Source organism: Marinilactibacillus piezotolerans (genome assembly GCF_900114235.1).
GTDB lineage: Bacteria > Bacillota > Bacilli > Lactobacillales > Carnobacteriaceae_A > Marinilactibacillus > Marinilactibacillus piezotolerans.
On the sequence record NZ_FOSJ01000025.1, the window covers coordinates 19,626 to 33,684 of the forward strand.

General features: G+C 35.2%; 13 protein-coding genes. 5 read left to right on the forward strand and 8 right to left on the reverse strand.

The features are described from left to right. Positions 1-40: 40 nt before the first annotated feature. From BM212_RS07335 to BM212_RS07350, 4 genes are all read right to left on the reverse strand, one after another. Positions 41-601: a GNAT family N-acetyltransferase gene (locus BM212_RS07335; RefSeq protein ID WP_091897727.1), complete on the reverse strand. Its 561-nt coding sequence runs from the start codon at positions 599-601 to the stop codon at positions 41-43. 24 nt (positions 602-625) lie between these two features. Beyond that, on the reverse strand, positions 626-2,413 hold the full coding sequence (gene uvrC, locus BM212_RS07340) for an excinuclease ABC subunit UvrC (RefSeq protein ID WP_091897729.1): 1,788 nt from the start codon (positions 2,411-2,413) through the stop codon (positions 626-628). 31 nt (positions 2,414-2,444) lie between these two features. Beyond that, positions 2,445-2,699: a hypothetical protein gene (locus tag BM212_RS07345; RefSeq protein WP_072693327.1), complete on the reverse strand. Its 255-nt coding sequence runs from the start codon at positions 2,697-2,699 to the stop codon at positions 2,445-2,447. A 225-nt stretch (positions 2,700-2,924) separates the two neighbouring features. Further along, positions 2,925-4,067 (reverse strand): 3D domain-containing protein, encoded by a 1,143-nt coding sequence (locus tag BM212_RS07350; protein ID WP_143744923.1) that lies wholly within the window; start codon positions 4,065-4,067, stop codon positions 2,925-2,927. A 313-nt stretch (positions 4,068-4,380) separates the two neighbouring features. On the opposite strand from BM212_RS07350, the gene BM212_RS07355 reads away from it, so the two are divergent. The 3 genes from BM212_RS07355 (at position 4,381) to BM212_RS07365 (ending at position 9,109) form a co-directional block, all read left to right on the forward strand. After that, positions 4,381-5,931 (forward strand): Ppx/GppA family phosphatase, encoded by a 1,551-nt coding sequence (locus BM212_RS07355; protein ID WP_091897735.1) that lies wholly within the window; start codon positions 4,381-4,383, stop codon positions 5,929-5,931. A gap of 33 nt (positions 5,932-5,964) precedes the next feature. Then, on the forward strand, positions 5,965-8,025 hold the full coding sequence (locus BM212_RS07360) for an RNA degradosome polyphosphate kinase (RefSeq protein ID WP_091897738.1): 2,061 nt from the start codon (positions 5,965-5,967) through the stop codon (positions 8,023-8,025). A gap of 103 nt (positions 8,026-8,128) precedes the next feature. Beyond that, on the forward strand, positions 8,129-9,109 hold the full coding sequence (locus BM212_RS07365; protein ID WP_091897742.1) for a LacI family DNA-binding transcriptional regulator: 981 nt from the start codon (positions 8,129-8,131) through the stop codon (positions 9,107-9,109). Positions 9,110-9,163: 54 nt separating this feature from the next. Here the strand turns inward: BM212_RS07365 and BM212_RS07370 are convergent, their stop codons facing one another. The 4 genes from BM212_RS07370 to BM212_RS07385 are packed head-to-tail and all read right to left on the reverse strand — an operon-like array spanning position 9,164 to position 12,742. After that, positions 9,164-10,072, reverse strand: coding sequence for a metal ABC transporter permease (locus tag BM212_RS07370; protein ID WP_091897745.1), 909 nt, complete (start codon positions 10,070-10,072; stop codon positions 9,164-9,166). After that, positions 10,069-10,998 carry a metal ABC transporter permease gene (locus BM212_RS07375; RefSeq protein WP_072693332.1) on the reverse strand — a complete coding sequence of 310 codons (930 nt, stop codon included), beginning with the start codon at positions 10,996-10,998 and terminating at the stop codon, positions 10,069-10,071. Before BM212_RS07375 ends, BM212_RS07370 begins: the two co-directional genes overlap by 4 nt. Next, entirely contained in the window at positions 10,998-11,753 is a 756-nt protein-coding gene (locus tag BM212_RS07380; protein WP_072693333.1) for a metal ABC transporter ATP-binding protein, read from the reverse strand. Before BM212_RS07380 ends, BM212_RS07375 begins: the two co-directional genes overlap by 1 nt. A 38-nt stretch (positions 11,754-11,791) precedes the next feature. Beyond that, positions 11,792-12,742 carry a metal ABC transporter solute-binding protein, Zn/Mn family gene (locus tag BM212_RS07385; protein ID WP_072693334.1) on the reverse strand — a complete coding sequence of 317 codons (951 nt, stop codon included), beginning with the start codon at positions 12,740-12,742 and terminating at the stop codon, positions 11,792-11,794. A 319-nt stretch (positions 12,743-13,061) separates the two neighbouring features. On the opposite strand from BM212_RS07385, the gene BM212_RS07390 reads away from it, so the two are divergent. Together BM212_RS07390 and BM212_RS07395 are read left to right on the forward strand one after the other, a co-directional pair. After that, complete coding sequence (locus BM212_RS07390; protein ID WP_091897748.1) at positions 13,062-13,718, forward strand: metal-dependent transcriptional regulator; 657 nt, start codon at positions 13,062-13,064, stop codon at positions 13,716-13,718. A gap of 161 nt (positions 13,719-13,879) precedes the next feature. Continuing rightward, positions 13,880-14,059 (forward strand): transposase (locus tag BM212_RS07395; protein ID WP_177206378.1); only part of this gene is annotated, 180 nt, incomplete at its 3' end.

The window sequence follows — 14,059 nt, forward strand, 5'->3', positions numbered from 1 at the left end:
AAAAAAGATCACCTAAGGATTATTCCCTAGGTGATCTTTTTTAAACTAACTTTTGCATATGCGTATAAAGGTGACCCGATAATTCAACTTCTCTTGTTTCATGAAATCCTTCGTTTTCATATAGTCTGAGGGCTTTATGGTTTGACTGATTTACATTTAATCCAACTTTATTTATCCCCAAAGACTTTGCTTTCTTATAAACTGCATGTAGTAATTCTTTCCCAATTCCTCTTCCTCTAAATGATTCATTTACTGCTAAAGAATCTAAATACCATTCTCCAGCTTCTGTTTCATCCTCATTAAAAATCACAAAATGTGGTAAATTATGTTTAGTCAATACTTCTAAAAGAACTTCATCTGCTCTTTTATTTATTTCTCCACGATATCCATAACTAAAACCAACAATTTTTTTATCTATTTCTTTAACGATCGCATTCTTATAAGAATAGCGGTATTCAATATTGACTGCTGCTTCCATTAAAGCTGACTTTAGCTGGTTCCAAGAGGTGCTTTGTAAAATAGATAAGTCTAGGTCCTCTAAAATGATTTTGAATAATTCTACGATATCTTCTACATCTTTTGCTTCTGCGTCGCGAATCACTGTACTTCCTACTCTCTACCTAGATTAACTTGATTGATATTCAGCAAGTGTCTCTTTTATCCGTACTGCTACTTTTTCAGAAATTCCTAATTTTTTAATTTCTTCTATATCAGCATCTTTCAAACGTTTCATTGATTTGAAATGTCTTAATACTTTTGTTTTGGTTTTCGGTCCTACACCTTCCACTTCATCCAACTTAGAGGTAAAACTATTTTTGCTGCGTACATTACGGTGAAATGTGATAGCGAATCTATGAACTTCTTCCTGTATTCGCTGTACAAGATGAAATGCTTGACTACGAGGGTCCAACACAACTATTTCAAGACTTTCTCCAAATATTAAACTAGCCGTACGATGTTTTTTATCTTTTACCATTCCTGCAACGGGAATATCTAAAGAAAGTTCATTAACCAGAACATCTACAGCAGCATTTACTTGAACTTTCCCTCCATCCATCAAGATGAGATCAGGTAATGGCTTTCCTTCTTTTAAAAGACGACTATATCGTCTTCTAATTACTTCTTGGGTAGTAGCCGCTTCATTGCTTCCAATAACTGTTTTAATCTTATATTTACGATAATTATTCTTGTCCGGTTTGCCATCTTTGAAAGAAATCATTGCAGAAACAGGATTGGTTCCTTGAATATTCGAATGGTCAAAGGATTCTATCCTTTCGATGTAAGGTAAGCCCATTGCCTCAGAAAGCTCTTCTATAGCTCCGGTGGTTTTACGCTGGTTCATTTCAATTAATCGGAATTTTTCTTTTAAAGCGAGTTCACTATTTCTTCCTGTTAAATCTAGTAATTCTTTTTTTCTGCCTTTCTTAGGATTGACTACTTTGGCTTCAACTGCTTCTGCCAGAACTTCTTTGTCAACTGTATCAGGCACATAGATTTCACTAGGAAGAATATTATTTTTATTATTATAATACTGGAGGATAAAACTCATCAGTTCTTCTTCTGGCGGATCATAACATGGAAACATTGTCGCTTCTCTTTTAATAAGAGTCGCTTGACGGACGAAGAAAACTTGAATCGAAATCCATCCTTTATCCATATAATAATTGAAAAAATCCCGAGGCATAAAACTATTTGAGATAATCGACTGTTTTTCTACAGTTTTTTCGATATAAGCAATCTGATCGCGAAATTCTGCAGCACTTTCATAGTTCATTTCTTTAGCAGCATCATCCATTTTTCGTTTAAGATCTCGCTTGATATCATGAACATTTCCATTTAAAAAGCTTCGAATTTTACGAATCTGCTTATCATATTCTTCTTTCGGTACCTCGTGATCACACGGCCCAATACATTGACCGATATGATAATATAAACATGCTCTTTTCTGATAACCGTTACACTTTCTAAGAGGATAAATTTTCTGGATCAGCTGCTGTGTTTCTGATGCAGCGTATACATCTGGATATGGCCCAAAATATTGAGCACCATCTTTTACAACTTCAGATGTAATAACTAATTTAGGATCTTTTTCATTAGTTATTTTTAGATAAGGGTAACTAGTTCCTCTCTTCAAACGAATGTTATATTTCGGCTGATGTTTCTGAATCAGAGTTACTTCTAATAAAAGGGCTTCTTTATCTGATCCGGTGACTATGGTTTCAAAATTTCTTATATCCTGAACAAGACGGGCAGTTTTCCCGTCGTGTGATCCTCTAAAATAAGATCGTACACGATTTTTAAGATTCTTTGCTTTTCCAATATAAATTATACGATCATTTTTATCTTTCATGATATAACAACCTGGCAGATCAGGAAGCAAACTCAGTTTATTATCAATCAATTCTATAGACAAAGAAATACCCCCCTTTTTACATTACGATTGTTTATTTTTCTTCTTCAAACAAATATACTTGGTGAAACTGATTATAATCAGATTTGCCCACTTTGATTCCAATGTATTCAAACACATCTCCAAGCTCATGTTCTCCAGCTTTTACTTCACGATCAATTTCTTCTGCAATTTTTGTGTATAACTCATCGATTTCTTCTTCTGATAAGTCACCATACTGTTTTTGCCAAGCTGACAAAAATGCGTCTTCATCTTTTCCGGTAAAAAATTCCATATCATTATTAGACATTTTTCCCTCAATTCTGTTTGTTTTTCTCTGTATTTTTTAAATTTATCATTATTTATTTAAATCAATAGGAATATTCTACCAAAAACGGGAACATTTGTCAGGTATAGAAAGTTAGCATCTGTTTATAGACTGACTTAATTTTCTATCTTTTTCCTCATCATCTAACAAAAAAAAGAAGCGATCGCTTGTATTTGCAATCGCTCCATATGATTCATTTAACACTGATTAATTAAGAATTTTAACTGTTATTGTTTTTCTTCCCCATGCATATGCTTCCGACACTGTAGAGAAGTGAATATCAATTTTATTTCCTTTTATTGCTCCACCTGTGTCTCCAGCAATATAAATACCTTTTCCAGGAATTTCAACTGTTGATCCTAATGGAATAACTGAAGGATCTACTGCAATAACTCTCGGATTAACTCGTAAATCAATTCCAGTCGCAGTCTGTGTACTTAAGTTTGCTTGTTGAGTGGAATACCCTGTTGCACTTACTTGAACTGTACGTCCGCTTGCATTTGAATTACTTTGGGCTGGCTTGGAAGTTTGTTCAGCTGTTTCAGTTTTTCCTGACTGCTTAGTTTCATTACTTGTTTCTGCCGCTTCTACAGTGGAAGAATTATCAGAGCTAGAAGAAGTTGAGACAACTGCTTCGTTTGCTGCACGTTGTTCTTCAGCTGCTTTGATTGCTTCTGCACGTGCCGCTTTACGAGCTTCTTCAATACGAGCTGTTTCGTCTGCTTCTCTTGTTTCCAGCTGAGTTAATTCAGCTTGATTTTCTTTTATTAAAGCCTGTAAAGAAGAAACTTTTTCATCATAATCAGCTTTTTCTTCTGAAACTAATGCAAGATCTGATTTCAAACTTTCTTTTTCAGTAACCAGTTCTTCTTTTAATTCTGCTAATTTATCAGCTTCTACTTGTGCTTCTTCGATTAACTGATTCCCTGCATCAGTTAATTGCAGCACTGCTAATGTACGACTGAATAGCTCGGAGAAATCTTCAGCTTCAAAAATGGCCATAATAATATCATTATCCATTCCATTCGTTTGTAGCGCTTGTAATCTCTGACTAGCTTGTTCCAATCTAGCTTCTACAATTTGTTCTTGTTCTGTGATCTCTACTTCTTTATTTTCGATGTTTACTTCTGTATCAGAAATTTCTGAATTTAGAGCTTCAATTTTTTCATTCATTGCACTCGTTTCTTCCAGTGCATTAGCGACCTTAGCTTGCAGTGAATCGATCGCTTCTTGTTTTTGTTCTTGCTGCTGACGAATGTCATCCAATGAATCAGCTGAAGCAACTTGAGCACTAAATATGTTAACGACTCCTAGTATGAGTACAGCAAATCCTGTTATCCATTTCTTCATGGCTTTTAAGAACAACCCTTTCCTTAATAGATTTCAATATAAATATGTTATGAATGTGTATTGCTTTGCTATTATACATATAATATCTGGGCTGTACATTTCTAGTTTCTTACAATTTATTACAAAACATTTTTAGTTAGAATTCATTTTTATCTAAGGAGCTCTGATTTTGTCATGATATGACTGAATTTTATCTATATAGATTCTAATGTAATGTTTTTGTAATATTTGTCCATTGTTTTCGACATTTCCCCTTTCTTTCAAGTATGATATAAAAGTAAAGAATTCAATCTGTATAAAAGGAGACTGCATAATGCCTAATCAGAGAATAGGATTAATTGACGTTGGTTCAAATACCATAAGACTGGTTATATTTGAAATAGATACCAGTCAGACCATTACAGAATTACAGAATATTAAAACTCCAGCCAGACTAGTACAGTACCTGGATAAAGATCAAATAATGAAAAAAGAAGGAGTTGCCGTTTTACTTGAAGCCCTGGAAAGCTTTACAGAGATCGCTAGTCGTTATCACATTGAAACAATGATTTCTGTCGCAACTGCTGCTATTCGCCGTTCTAAAAATGCGCAAGATATATTAAGACTTGTAAAAGAAAAAACAGATTTAGATCTGAAAATACTCAATGAAGAAGAGGAAGCTTTCTTTGGAAACTATGCAGTACGCCATACAATGGGATTAAGCGATGGTGTCACGATCGATATTGGTGGTGGGAGTACCGAGTTAACACTATTTAAAGATAAACAAGTTGTGAATTCTCATAGTTTCCCGTTTGGTGTTGTCAGTTTAAAAGCACAATTTTTTGATGGAAAAGAACATAATGATAAAAAGGCAATTGAAAAAGCTGGAGAATGGGTACTAGAGCAGCTTTCTGCATTAGACTGGCTTTCCGGAGTTAAAGTACCTCTGATCGGTATCGGAGGTTCTGCCCGTAATATTGCCGACGTTTTCCAGCGTCAAACTAATTATCCAATTGCAGGTATCCATGAATATACTATGAAAGAATCAGAACTAGTGCATACTTTTCAATTGTTAGCAGAAAGTTCTATGAAAGAACTTTCTAAACTCGATGGATTGAGTGAAGATCGTAAAGATATCATTATTCCGGCAGGTATAGTTTTTGTTCAGCTATTTCACTATATGGATTCTTCCGAATTTGCTCTAAGTACTCGCGGACTACGAGAAGGCTTGATAATTGATTATATAAACAGGACAAAGAAAACGCCATATGATTTGTACGGAGTCAAACGACAAACAATAGAAAGAATGTCGAAACGATACAATATAAGGGCTATAGGAGCCCACCAGCGAATTTTGCTTGCAGATCGCTTATTGAACCTTTTACAAGAAAAAAATATTATTTCCATAGATGAAGACAATCTGATTCTTGTCCATTATGCTGCATCTCTTTATAATCTCGGAAGCTATGTTGAAGATGACTCAAAATCTCAGCATACGTTTTATATTATTTCTAATAGTAATCTTCAAGGGTTTAGTCATAAAGACCGAGTTCGTTTAGCTTTAATGGCAAGCTATAAAAACCGCTCTCTATTTAATCAGTATATTAAGACTGTAGAGAATTGGTTCAGTGAAGAAGAAACTGAAACCCTGCTTCATTTGGGAAGTATTATAAAGTTTGCAGAAGCACTAAATGATTCCCATGTCAATATGGTTACAAATATCAAATTAACTAGAATAAAAAATTCAGAAGACGAATTTGAATTAACGGTAACTTATAATGGAGATATCGTTTCAGAAAAATATCGTGCTAATAAACATAAGAATCACTTGGAACGCGTTCTCGGCGGTAACGTCCATATTATATTTAAAAGTGAATCAAAATAGAATTGATCGACTAAGCTATTCGGAGGGAATTTCATGCAATATCAGTCAATTGATTTACACAATCCAAAATATTATCAGAACAGAGAATTATCATGGTTAGACTTTAACGAGCGTGTACTAGCAGAAGCAGAAGATTCAACAAATCCTCTGCTTGAGAAATTAACTTTTCTTTCTATCGGCAGTTCAAATTCAGATGAATTTTTTAAAGTTCGAGTAGCCGGTCTCCAAGATCAGTTAAAACTCGGTGTAGATGAAACAGATACAAAAAAACAATGGAGTCCAGAAAAACAATTAGAAGAAATCTCAAAAAGAAATAAAGATATCGTACGTTATCAATATGATTTATATAATCAGAAATTAGCAGAACTAGCAGAAAAAAATATTCTATTCAAACATATTGAAGATTTGAATGAATCGGAACTTCATCAAACTACAGCTATTTTCCGAAAACATATTAAGCCAGCAATTACACCCTTCGGAGTAGATGCTTATCGCCCTTTTCCTCATTTAAACGATGGGGTTATCCATTTGTTTGTGCGTTTGAAAAAGTCGGGCAGCCCTTTTATTGCAATATTACCAGTTCCTTTGCTTATAGAAAGATTCCATATTCTTGAAGAAAATGATAAAAAAATCATCTTATTCACTGAAGAGATTCTCTTCAAATTTCTAAATGAGTTATTTACAGGTTATAATGTAGAGTACTCCTTTACTTTCCGTATCACCCGAAATGCTGATTTAGAGCTTAAAGAAGAAGGGGCAGATGACTTGCTTTCCGTCATTGAAGATTACCTTTTGAAACGAAAGAATGGAAGAGCTGTCCGACTGGAGGTTGATGTCAGAACAGCATCCTCTACATTTAAAGAGGATGTTACCTATTTAATGGAAGAACTTGACTTGTTAAAACGTGATGTTTATGAAATCAGCGGTCCTCTTGACCTAACTGTTCTATCCGATATCGCTTCACAGTTAAAGCCAACTCTTCTAACGGAATCGTTTCAAAAATTTACGCCTGAATATCCTAGCATTTTAAACAAACAAACCGTATATGAGCTTTCTGAAAAACAAGATATTTTTCTGCATCATCCTTTTGATTCCTTTCAACCTGTAATCGATCTAGTCAGACAAGCAGTAGAAGATCCTAATACAATTGCCATTAAACAGACTCTCTATAGAGTAAGTGACGAATCACCATTTATCGAAGCCTTGAAAAAAGCTGCTAGAAAAGATATTCAAGTTACTGTATTAGTTGAACTGAAGGCACGATTTGATGAAGCTAACAATGTTCACTGGGCCAAAGAGCTCGAGGAATCAGGTGCACATATCCTTTACGGGATTAAAAACTTGAAAACTCACAGCAAGGCTACCTTAATCGTAAAAAAAGATCATAGAGGCTTTAAAAGATATGCTCATTTGGGTACTGGAAATTATAATGAACAAACAGCAAGACTGTATACAGATATGGGTATTATTACAACTAATGAAAAACTGACACAAGATGTTGCAGATTTCTTTAATTACTTAAGCGGGTATTCAAAACAGCCTATTTACAACTATTTACATGTCTCTCCATTTGAGATGAGAGATTCATTTATAGATAATATCGAAAAGGAGATTACTTTACACAAGCATTATGGAAATGGCCACATCATTGCAAAAATGAATTCTCTGACTGATAAAAAGATGATTATCAAACTATTTGAAGCGAGCCAAGCCGGTGTAAAAGTTGATTTGATTATTAGAGGCATTTGCTGCTTAATTCCCGGTATACCAGGAGTCAGCGAAAACATAAAAGTGCATAGTATTGTTGGTCGTTTCCTGGAACACAGTCGCGTTTATTATTTTTATCAAAACGGAAATAAAGAACTTTATCTTTCCTCAGCTGATATGATGACCAGAAATATGATTAAACGGGTAGAACTTGCATTTCCGATTATAGAAGAGAAATGGAAAAAATATGTAATCAATATTCTAAAACTATATATGTATGACAATACAAAAGCCTGGATATTAGGAGCTGATGGCAGATATACTAAAGCAGTTCCGAATAAAGCTAAACCAGTTTGTTCTCAGAATCAGTTAATAAATTACTTTTGACTCCTATATACTAAAAACTAATGTTTTATTCTGCATCACTTTTTTATACTACTATACTGCTTTTTGAAATCTGTTATACTAGAAAAATAAAGGAGGTGTTAGAGTGCCTACGATTCAAGATATTGCCAAACTTGCAGGTGTCTCTTCAGCTACCGTTTCCCGGGTAATCAACTCAAATGGCTATGTAGGAGAAGAAACCCGTACTAGAGTTGAACAAGCTGTAAAAGAGTTAAACTATACTCCCAACCGTAATGCTCAATACCTAAGAAGAGGTTCTACAAAGAATCTCGGTATTATCAGTACCCAGTTCAATGAAACAGCTGTTGCACGTATAAACCCTTTCATTGAACTTGCTCATGATGCTGGCTATACTTCTACTCTATTTGCCACTAATGGTAATAAACAGCGAGAGTTGGAAGCTTTTGATATGCTGAAATCTAAACAGCTTGACGGCATCTTTTTAGTCTATCGAGCAAATGATTGGGAAATCTTAGAAGAATACGCAACTTATGGACCGATCGTAACTCTCCATAGTATAGATTCTAAAGCGATTCCTTCTGTTTTTATTGACCATTATCAAGGTTACAAGATGACTCTAGATTATCTTTGGAGTATTGGACGCAGCAATATCCTCAACCTTTACAGTTCTACTAACGGTCTCAATACAAAAAGAAGAATTAAAGCTTATGAAGATTTTTGTCAAGAGCATGATCTGACGCCACATGCATCAAAACCTTTTTTAGATATCATACGAACTGAACAGGCCGAAAATGTTGTAGAGTGGTTTCATAAGCAAAGAGTTAAACCGGAGGCAATTGTAGCCCATTCTGATACCATCGCGGCTATAGTGGTTTCCAGACTGAAAATACTGGGATACAGCATACCTGAAGATGTCGCAATTGTAGGGTTTGATAATCTTCAAATTAGTGATTTGATGAATATTACAACAATCGATTATGCCATCGTTGAACAAGGAAAGAATGCTTGCAGACTATTACTTAATGTATTAGAAAAAAGAGATGATCCCTTATTTCATCTAGAATTCAAATTAATCGAACGAGAGACTACTAATAAATCACCCTAATTAGAAAAAGGGATCACTGAACTGGTTTAACAACTTCAGTGATCCCTTTTTCTGTCAATAAACTTTTTTTATTTTCTCATTAAACTCTTTCTGTCTTTTTCGTCTGTTCAATGAATTTTGGATCAGTCCTTTTCTCGGCGAAAAAGTAAAAGCCAATAAGCAGACTATTCCGGTAACAACAGCAATCATTCCTGCTATAGAACTATCAAATGCAAATGCCAGACGCACTCCGATAATGCTATTTACTGCAGCGAACAAAACCGTTAGTCCAATCATTTTCTTCAACTGATGAGTTAAAAGATAGGCCGTCAGTCCCGGACCAACCATGAAACCCACTACAAGAATAGACCCTACTGAATCATAGGCCCCTACAGCTGTCAGTGAGACTAATGTCATCAGTCCATAATAGATAAGAACTGGAGAAAACCCTACAGCTGCTGCAAAAGCAGCATCAAAAGTCGTAACTTTCAGCTCTTTATAGAACAAAGTAACAAATCCTACATTGACCAATAAAATAATCATCATAGTCACAAATGCTCTTGCGCCTATATCGATTCCAAAAACTGTCAGTCTTCTAAAAGGTGCAAATGCCAATTCACCCATTAAAACAGTATCCTGATCTAAATGAATGTCTCCGGTATAGCGGGTAATTAAAATGATAGCAATACTGAAAAATAATGGAAAAACTACTCCAATCGCTGCATCATCTCCTAATAACTTTGTATGTTGCAGTGTCTCTATTGCCCATACTGTAAAAACACCCATCAAGGTTGCTCCTACTATAAGAAATGGTGAGTTAAGATCTTGAGTAACGAAAAAGGCTAAGACGATTCCAAGTAATACGGTATGTGTGATCGCGTCTGATACCATTGTTGTCCCTCGCAAAACTAGAAATACCCCGGGAAGTGCACAGGCAATGGAAACAACGACTGCAATCAATGTGATTTCAGTTATGATAGTCATTTTCCATGCTCCTTTTCTAATGATTTAATCTGTTTCATAAAATTTTTCTGCTGCTTTTTATGGATTGACCGTTTAACTATCATTCCTCTTTCTGGCGAAAAAAACAAACTAAATATAACGAAAATGCTGAGTACCACAACAATAGACGGTCCAGTTGGAATTCTGTTTCCTATAGAACTGATTATTGTGCCTGATATCCCCGAAACAAAACCTATAGCTCCTGCTAACGGCAAAACAACACCTAGTTTATTAGACCATTGTCGAGCCGCAACAGAAGGTCCAATCAGTAATGCACTGACCAGAATAACCCCGACCGACTCCAGTCCTAAAATAATCGTCAGTACAATCATCGTAGACATTAGAAACTCAATAAATTTACCAGAAAAACCAAGAGTTCTCCCAAAATCTGAATCAAAGGCGAATAATTTAAATTCCTTCCAGAAAACTATAACTAATAAAAATATAATTGTTCCGATAATAGCAATCAGACGAACATCCCGTACTAGCATTGCACTTGCTTGGCCGAAAATAAAACTATCCAGTCCTGCTTGTTGTGCATTCGGACTGCCTTGTATATGGGTCATGATGACTAATCCCAATCCAAAAAAACTGGATAAAACTAATGACAAAGCACTATCGAATTTTACGGAAGACTTTTTACTCATTAATTGAATGATCGCTGTCGCAATTAATCCAGAAATCGTTGCACCAATTAACAATCCTGTCAGTTCTTTACTTTGAATAATTAAAAAACCAATTCCAATTCCTGGAAGCGCCGAATGACTCAAAGCATCTCCCAGTAAGCTTTCCTTTTTTAAAGTTGCATACGTACCAATCGCTCCACTTAACAAGCCTAAAAAACCTGTTCCCAATGCCACTATTTGAAAAGTGTAGTCCTTAAACAATAAAGTAATCTGATCCCACATTACGTATCCTCCTCTTCTCCAAGGTTACGATCTTGTCGATATGTTTCTTCTATATTAGCTTTTGTGAATACTGATGAGACAGGTCCGCTATTTAATACTTCCTGATTGATAAAAATAACTTCATCAAAATACTCTTCGACTGTCTGCAAGTCATGATGAACGACGATGACCGTTTTATTCTTCTTTGTCAACTCTTTTAACAAGTCCATAATAATATGCTCTGTTTTCATGTCTACTCCAGCTAATGGTTCGTCAAGCATATAAATTTCTGCTTCCTGAGCCAGTGCTCGGGCTAGAAAAACTCGTTGTCGCTGTCCTCCAGACAACTGGCTGATCTGTCTATTAGAAAAAGAAGGCATACCCACTTTAACTAACATTTCTTTTGCTATATCTTTGTCTTTTTTCCTTGGACGTTTAAACCATCCCAAATGACCATAACGTCCCATCAGCACTACATCCAGTACCGTAGCAGGAAAATCCCAGTCTACTGTACTATTTTGCGGTACATAAGCAATATGATTCTTAATCTCTTTATATTCTGATGACTGTTTGCCTACAAAATATTCAATCTGTCCTGTAACTGGTTTAATAAAATCCAATATTGTTTTGATAAGTGTAGATTTACCTGCTCCATTAGGTCCTACAATAGCGGTTAATTTTCCTTTTTTGAAAGCTACTGAGGTATTCCATAAAACAGGTTTTGCATCGTAAGCTACTGTAAGTTGATGAATATCAATTGCTTTTTGTTCTTCCATCTTAGGTTACCTTCTTTCTTCCTGCTTAACTTTATATTTTATTTCAGCGCATTCACAATAGTATCGATATTTGCTTTATACATTTTAATATACGTGTCTGCATCTTGTTCTCTATCGCCTAGAGCATCAGAATATAACTCTCCAGCATTCTCTAATTTTTGACCTCGGCTATTGACCGCTTCTATCAATGCTTCAATATTTCTGGACGAAACTGAACTTTCCACAAAAACCGCTCCAATTTTCTGTTCAGCAATGAATTCGGCCAGTCCGCTGATATCTCCTGTACCAGCTTCTGTTTGAGTATTGACCCCTTGCAGTCCGACTACTTCAAAGTTGAACTCTCTTCCAAAATATTGAAAGGCATCATGTGCAGTCACAAGATAGCGAGATTCCTCAGGTACTTCTTCAATTCGATCTTTGATATATTCAGATAAACTTGCCAGCTGAGCGATATAGGTTTGAACATTTTCTTCATAGTCAGCTGCATGCTTTGGATCATGTAATTTCAGTTGATTTGCCACATACCTGGATGCATCAATCCAATTGTTCACGCTAAACCAAATATGAGGATCAAATTCTGAACTGTCTTCCCCTCCAACTTTTAAATACTGATTTTCAGGTATACCTTCAGCAATCACAGTCGATGGTACTCCACGCTTTGAAAACTGTTCGAACATCTCGATAAATTGAGCTTCCAGGTGAAGACCGTTATAGACAATCATGTCAGCTTCATCAAGCGTATAAACATCTGAAGCTGAAGGTTTGTAAGTATGAGGATCTACTCCTGGTCCCATCAGACCTGTAACTTGAACATGGTCACCACCAATATTATTGACTAGGTCAGTGATCATAGTGGTTGTAGCTACAATATTGATTGGCTCTTCTTTATCAGAAGTATCAAAAACTCCTGAGTCTGTTCTGTTTATATTCGAACATGCTGGTAATATTAATACTCCACAGAAAATGATTAAACCTAATATCTTTTTCATAGTTATCTGCACTCTCTCTAATATAAAATTCACTTTTAATTATTTTTAGCATACCCTAAAAATAAATTTAAGTAAACTATATAATGATGGATTCTTTTATCGTCTCTTTAAAGGCACAGAAATTTGAAAAGATATTTGTTTGTTTTGACCTTAGTGCGTTATAATGATCGTGCTTAGTAGTTTTATCTCCTTGCGATAGAACTATAAAAAATATAAAATATAATTTCTGCGACCGATTTATAGTATACCTGAATCATTTATTATCTAGAATTGTATCGCGCTTATTGATTAAACAAAGACTGTATAAGGAGTAACATCCATGACACCAAATAAAGAAGACTATATCAAAGCTATCTATGAACTAGGCGGCGAACAAAATGTCGTAAGCAACAAAAGCTTAGTTAAAGCCCTATCTGTCTCAGCTGCATCTGTAACTGAAATGAATGGCAGATTGCTGAAAGAGAATTTATTAACACATACTCCCTACCAAGGAGTCAAACTAACTGAAGAAGGCTTGCGAATCGCTAATAAATTGATTCGCAAACATCGCTTATGGGAAGTTTTCTTATCTGAAAAATTAGGTTATGATTGGAATGAAGTACATGCTGATGCTGATTTACTTGAACATGTTTCCTCTGATTCTTTGATAGAACGTTTAAATTTATTTTTAGGAGAGCCCAAATTCGATCCACATGGCGGTGTCATACCAAATAAAGATGGAACAACGCAGAAAGTTGATCATATCCCGCTTGTCGACGTTAAAGTTGGAAGACAACTTATTATCAAAGAAGTAGATGACCAGCAAGAATTTCTGGAATATCTTCTTCATAAAGATGTTCAATTAGGCAAACAGTATACTTTAAAAAATATTGAGGCCTACGAAGGTCCATTAACGTTAGAAACTCCTGAAGGAAGTAAAACGATTATCAGTCATAAGGCTGCCTTCAAAATTTTAGTGAAAGAAATTCTGAACTAACTTACCTAGATAATTCATACTTTTGCTTGAATCGTGGAAACACTGCCTAATGGCAGGCACTATGATACTTTTATTGTTTCACCTGTTAAGTGATGAAAAAAGAACTCCATTCTGATATAGTAAAGGTGTCGAAACCAACCATAAGAAAAGGAGTTCTTCTAATGACTAGCTTACACAAAAAACAGATTAAATTCAATTCTAACATTACCATTTCGCATACAGGTGGACGCTTATCTAGTGATTCCGGTTTGGTCTTAGTTAAAGAACTAATGAATACCTTTGGTTTCTCTGATTTAGCTAAACGACTACTTCACTTAAAAGAAAATCGTGCTTACTTCATA

Bases quoted from the DNA above. Each gene is read 5' to 3' on its own strand.
- BM212_RS07345 (WP_072693327.1), bottom strand. From the start codon at position 2,699: ATGTCTAATAATGATATGGAATTTTTTACCGGAAAAGATGAAGACGCA.
- BM212_RS07350 (WP_143744923.1), bottom strand. From the start codon at position 4,067: ATGAAGAAATGGATAACAGGATTTGCTGTACTCATACTAGGAGTCGTT.
- BM212_RS07355 (WP_091897735.1), top strand. From the start codon at position 4,381: ATGCCTAATCAGAGAATAGGATTAATTGACGTTGGTTCAAATACCATA.
- BM212_RS07360 (WP_091897738.1), top strand. From the start codon at position 5,965: ATGCAATATCAGTCAATTGATTTACACAATCCAAAATATTATCAGAAC.
- BM212_RS07370 (WP_091897745.1), bottom strand. From the start codon at position 10,072: ATGACTATCATAACTGAAATCACATTGATTGCAGTCGTTGTTTCCATT.
- BM212_RS07375 (WP_072693332.1), bottom strand. From the start codon at position 10,998: ATGTGGGATCAGATTACTTTATTGTTTAAGGACTACACTTTTCAAATA.
- BM212_RS07380 (WP_072693333.1), bottom strand. From the start codon at position 11,753: ATGGAAGAACAAAAAGCAATTGATATTCATCAACTTACAGTAGCTTAC.
- BM212_RS07385 (WP_072693334.1), bottom strand. From the start codon at position 12,742: ATGAAAAAGATATTAGGTTTAATCATTTTCTGTGGAGTATTAATATTA.
- BM212_RS07390 (WP_091897748.1), top strand. From the start codon at position 13,062: ATGACACCAAATAAAGAAGACTATATCAAAGCTATCTATGAACTAGGC.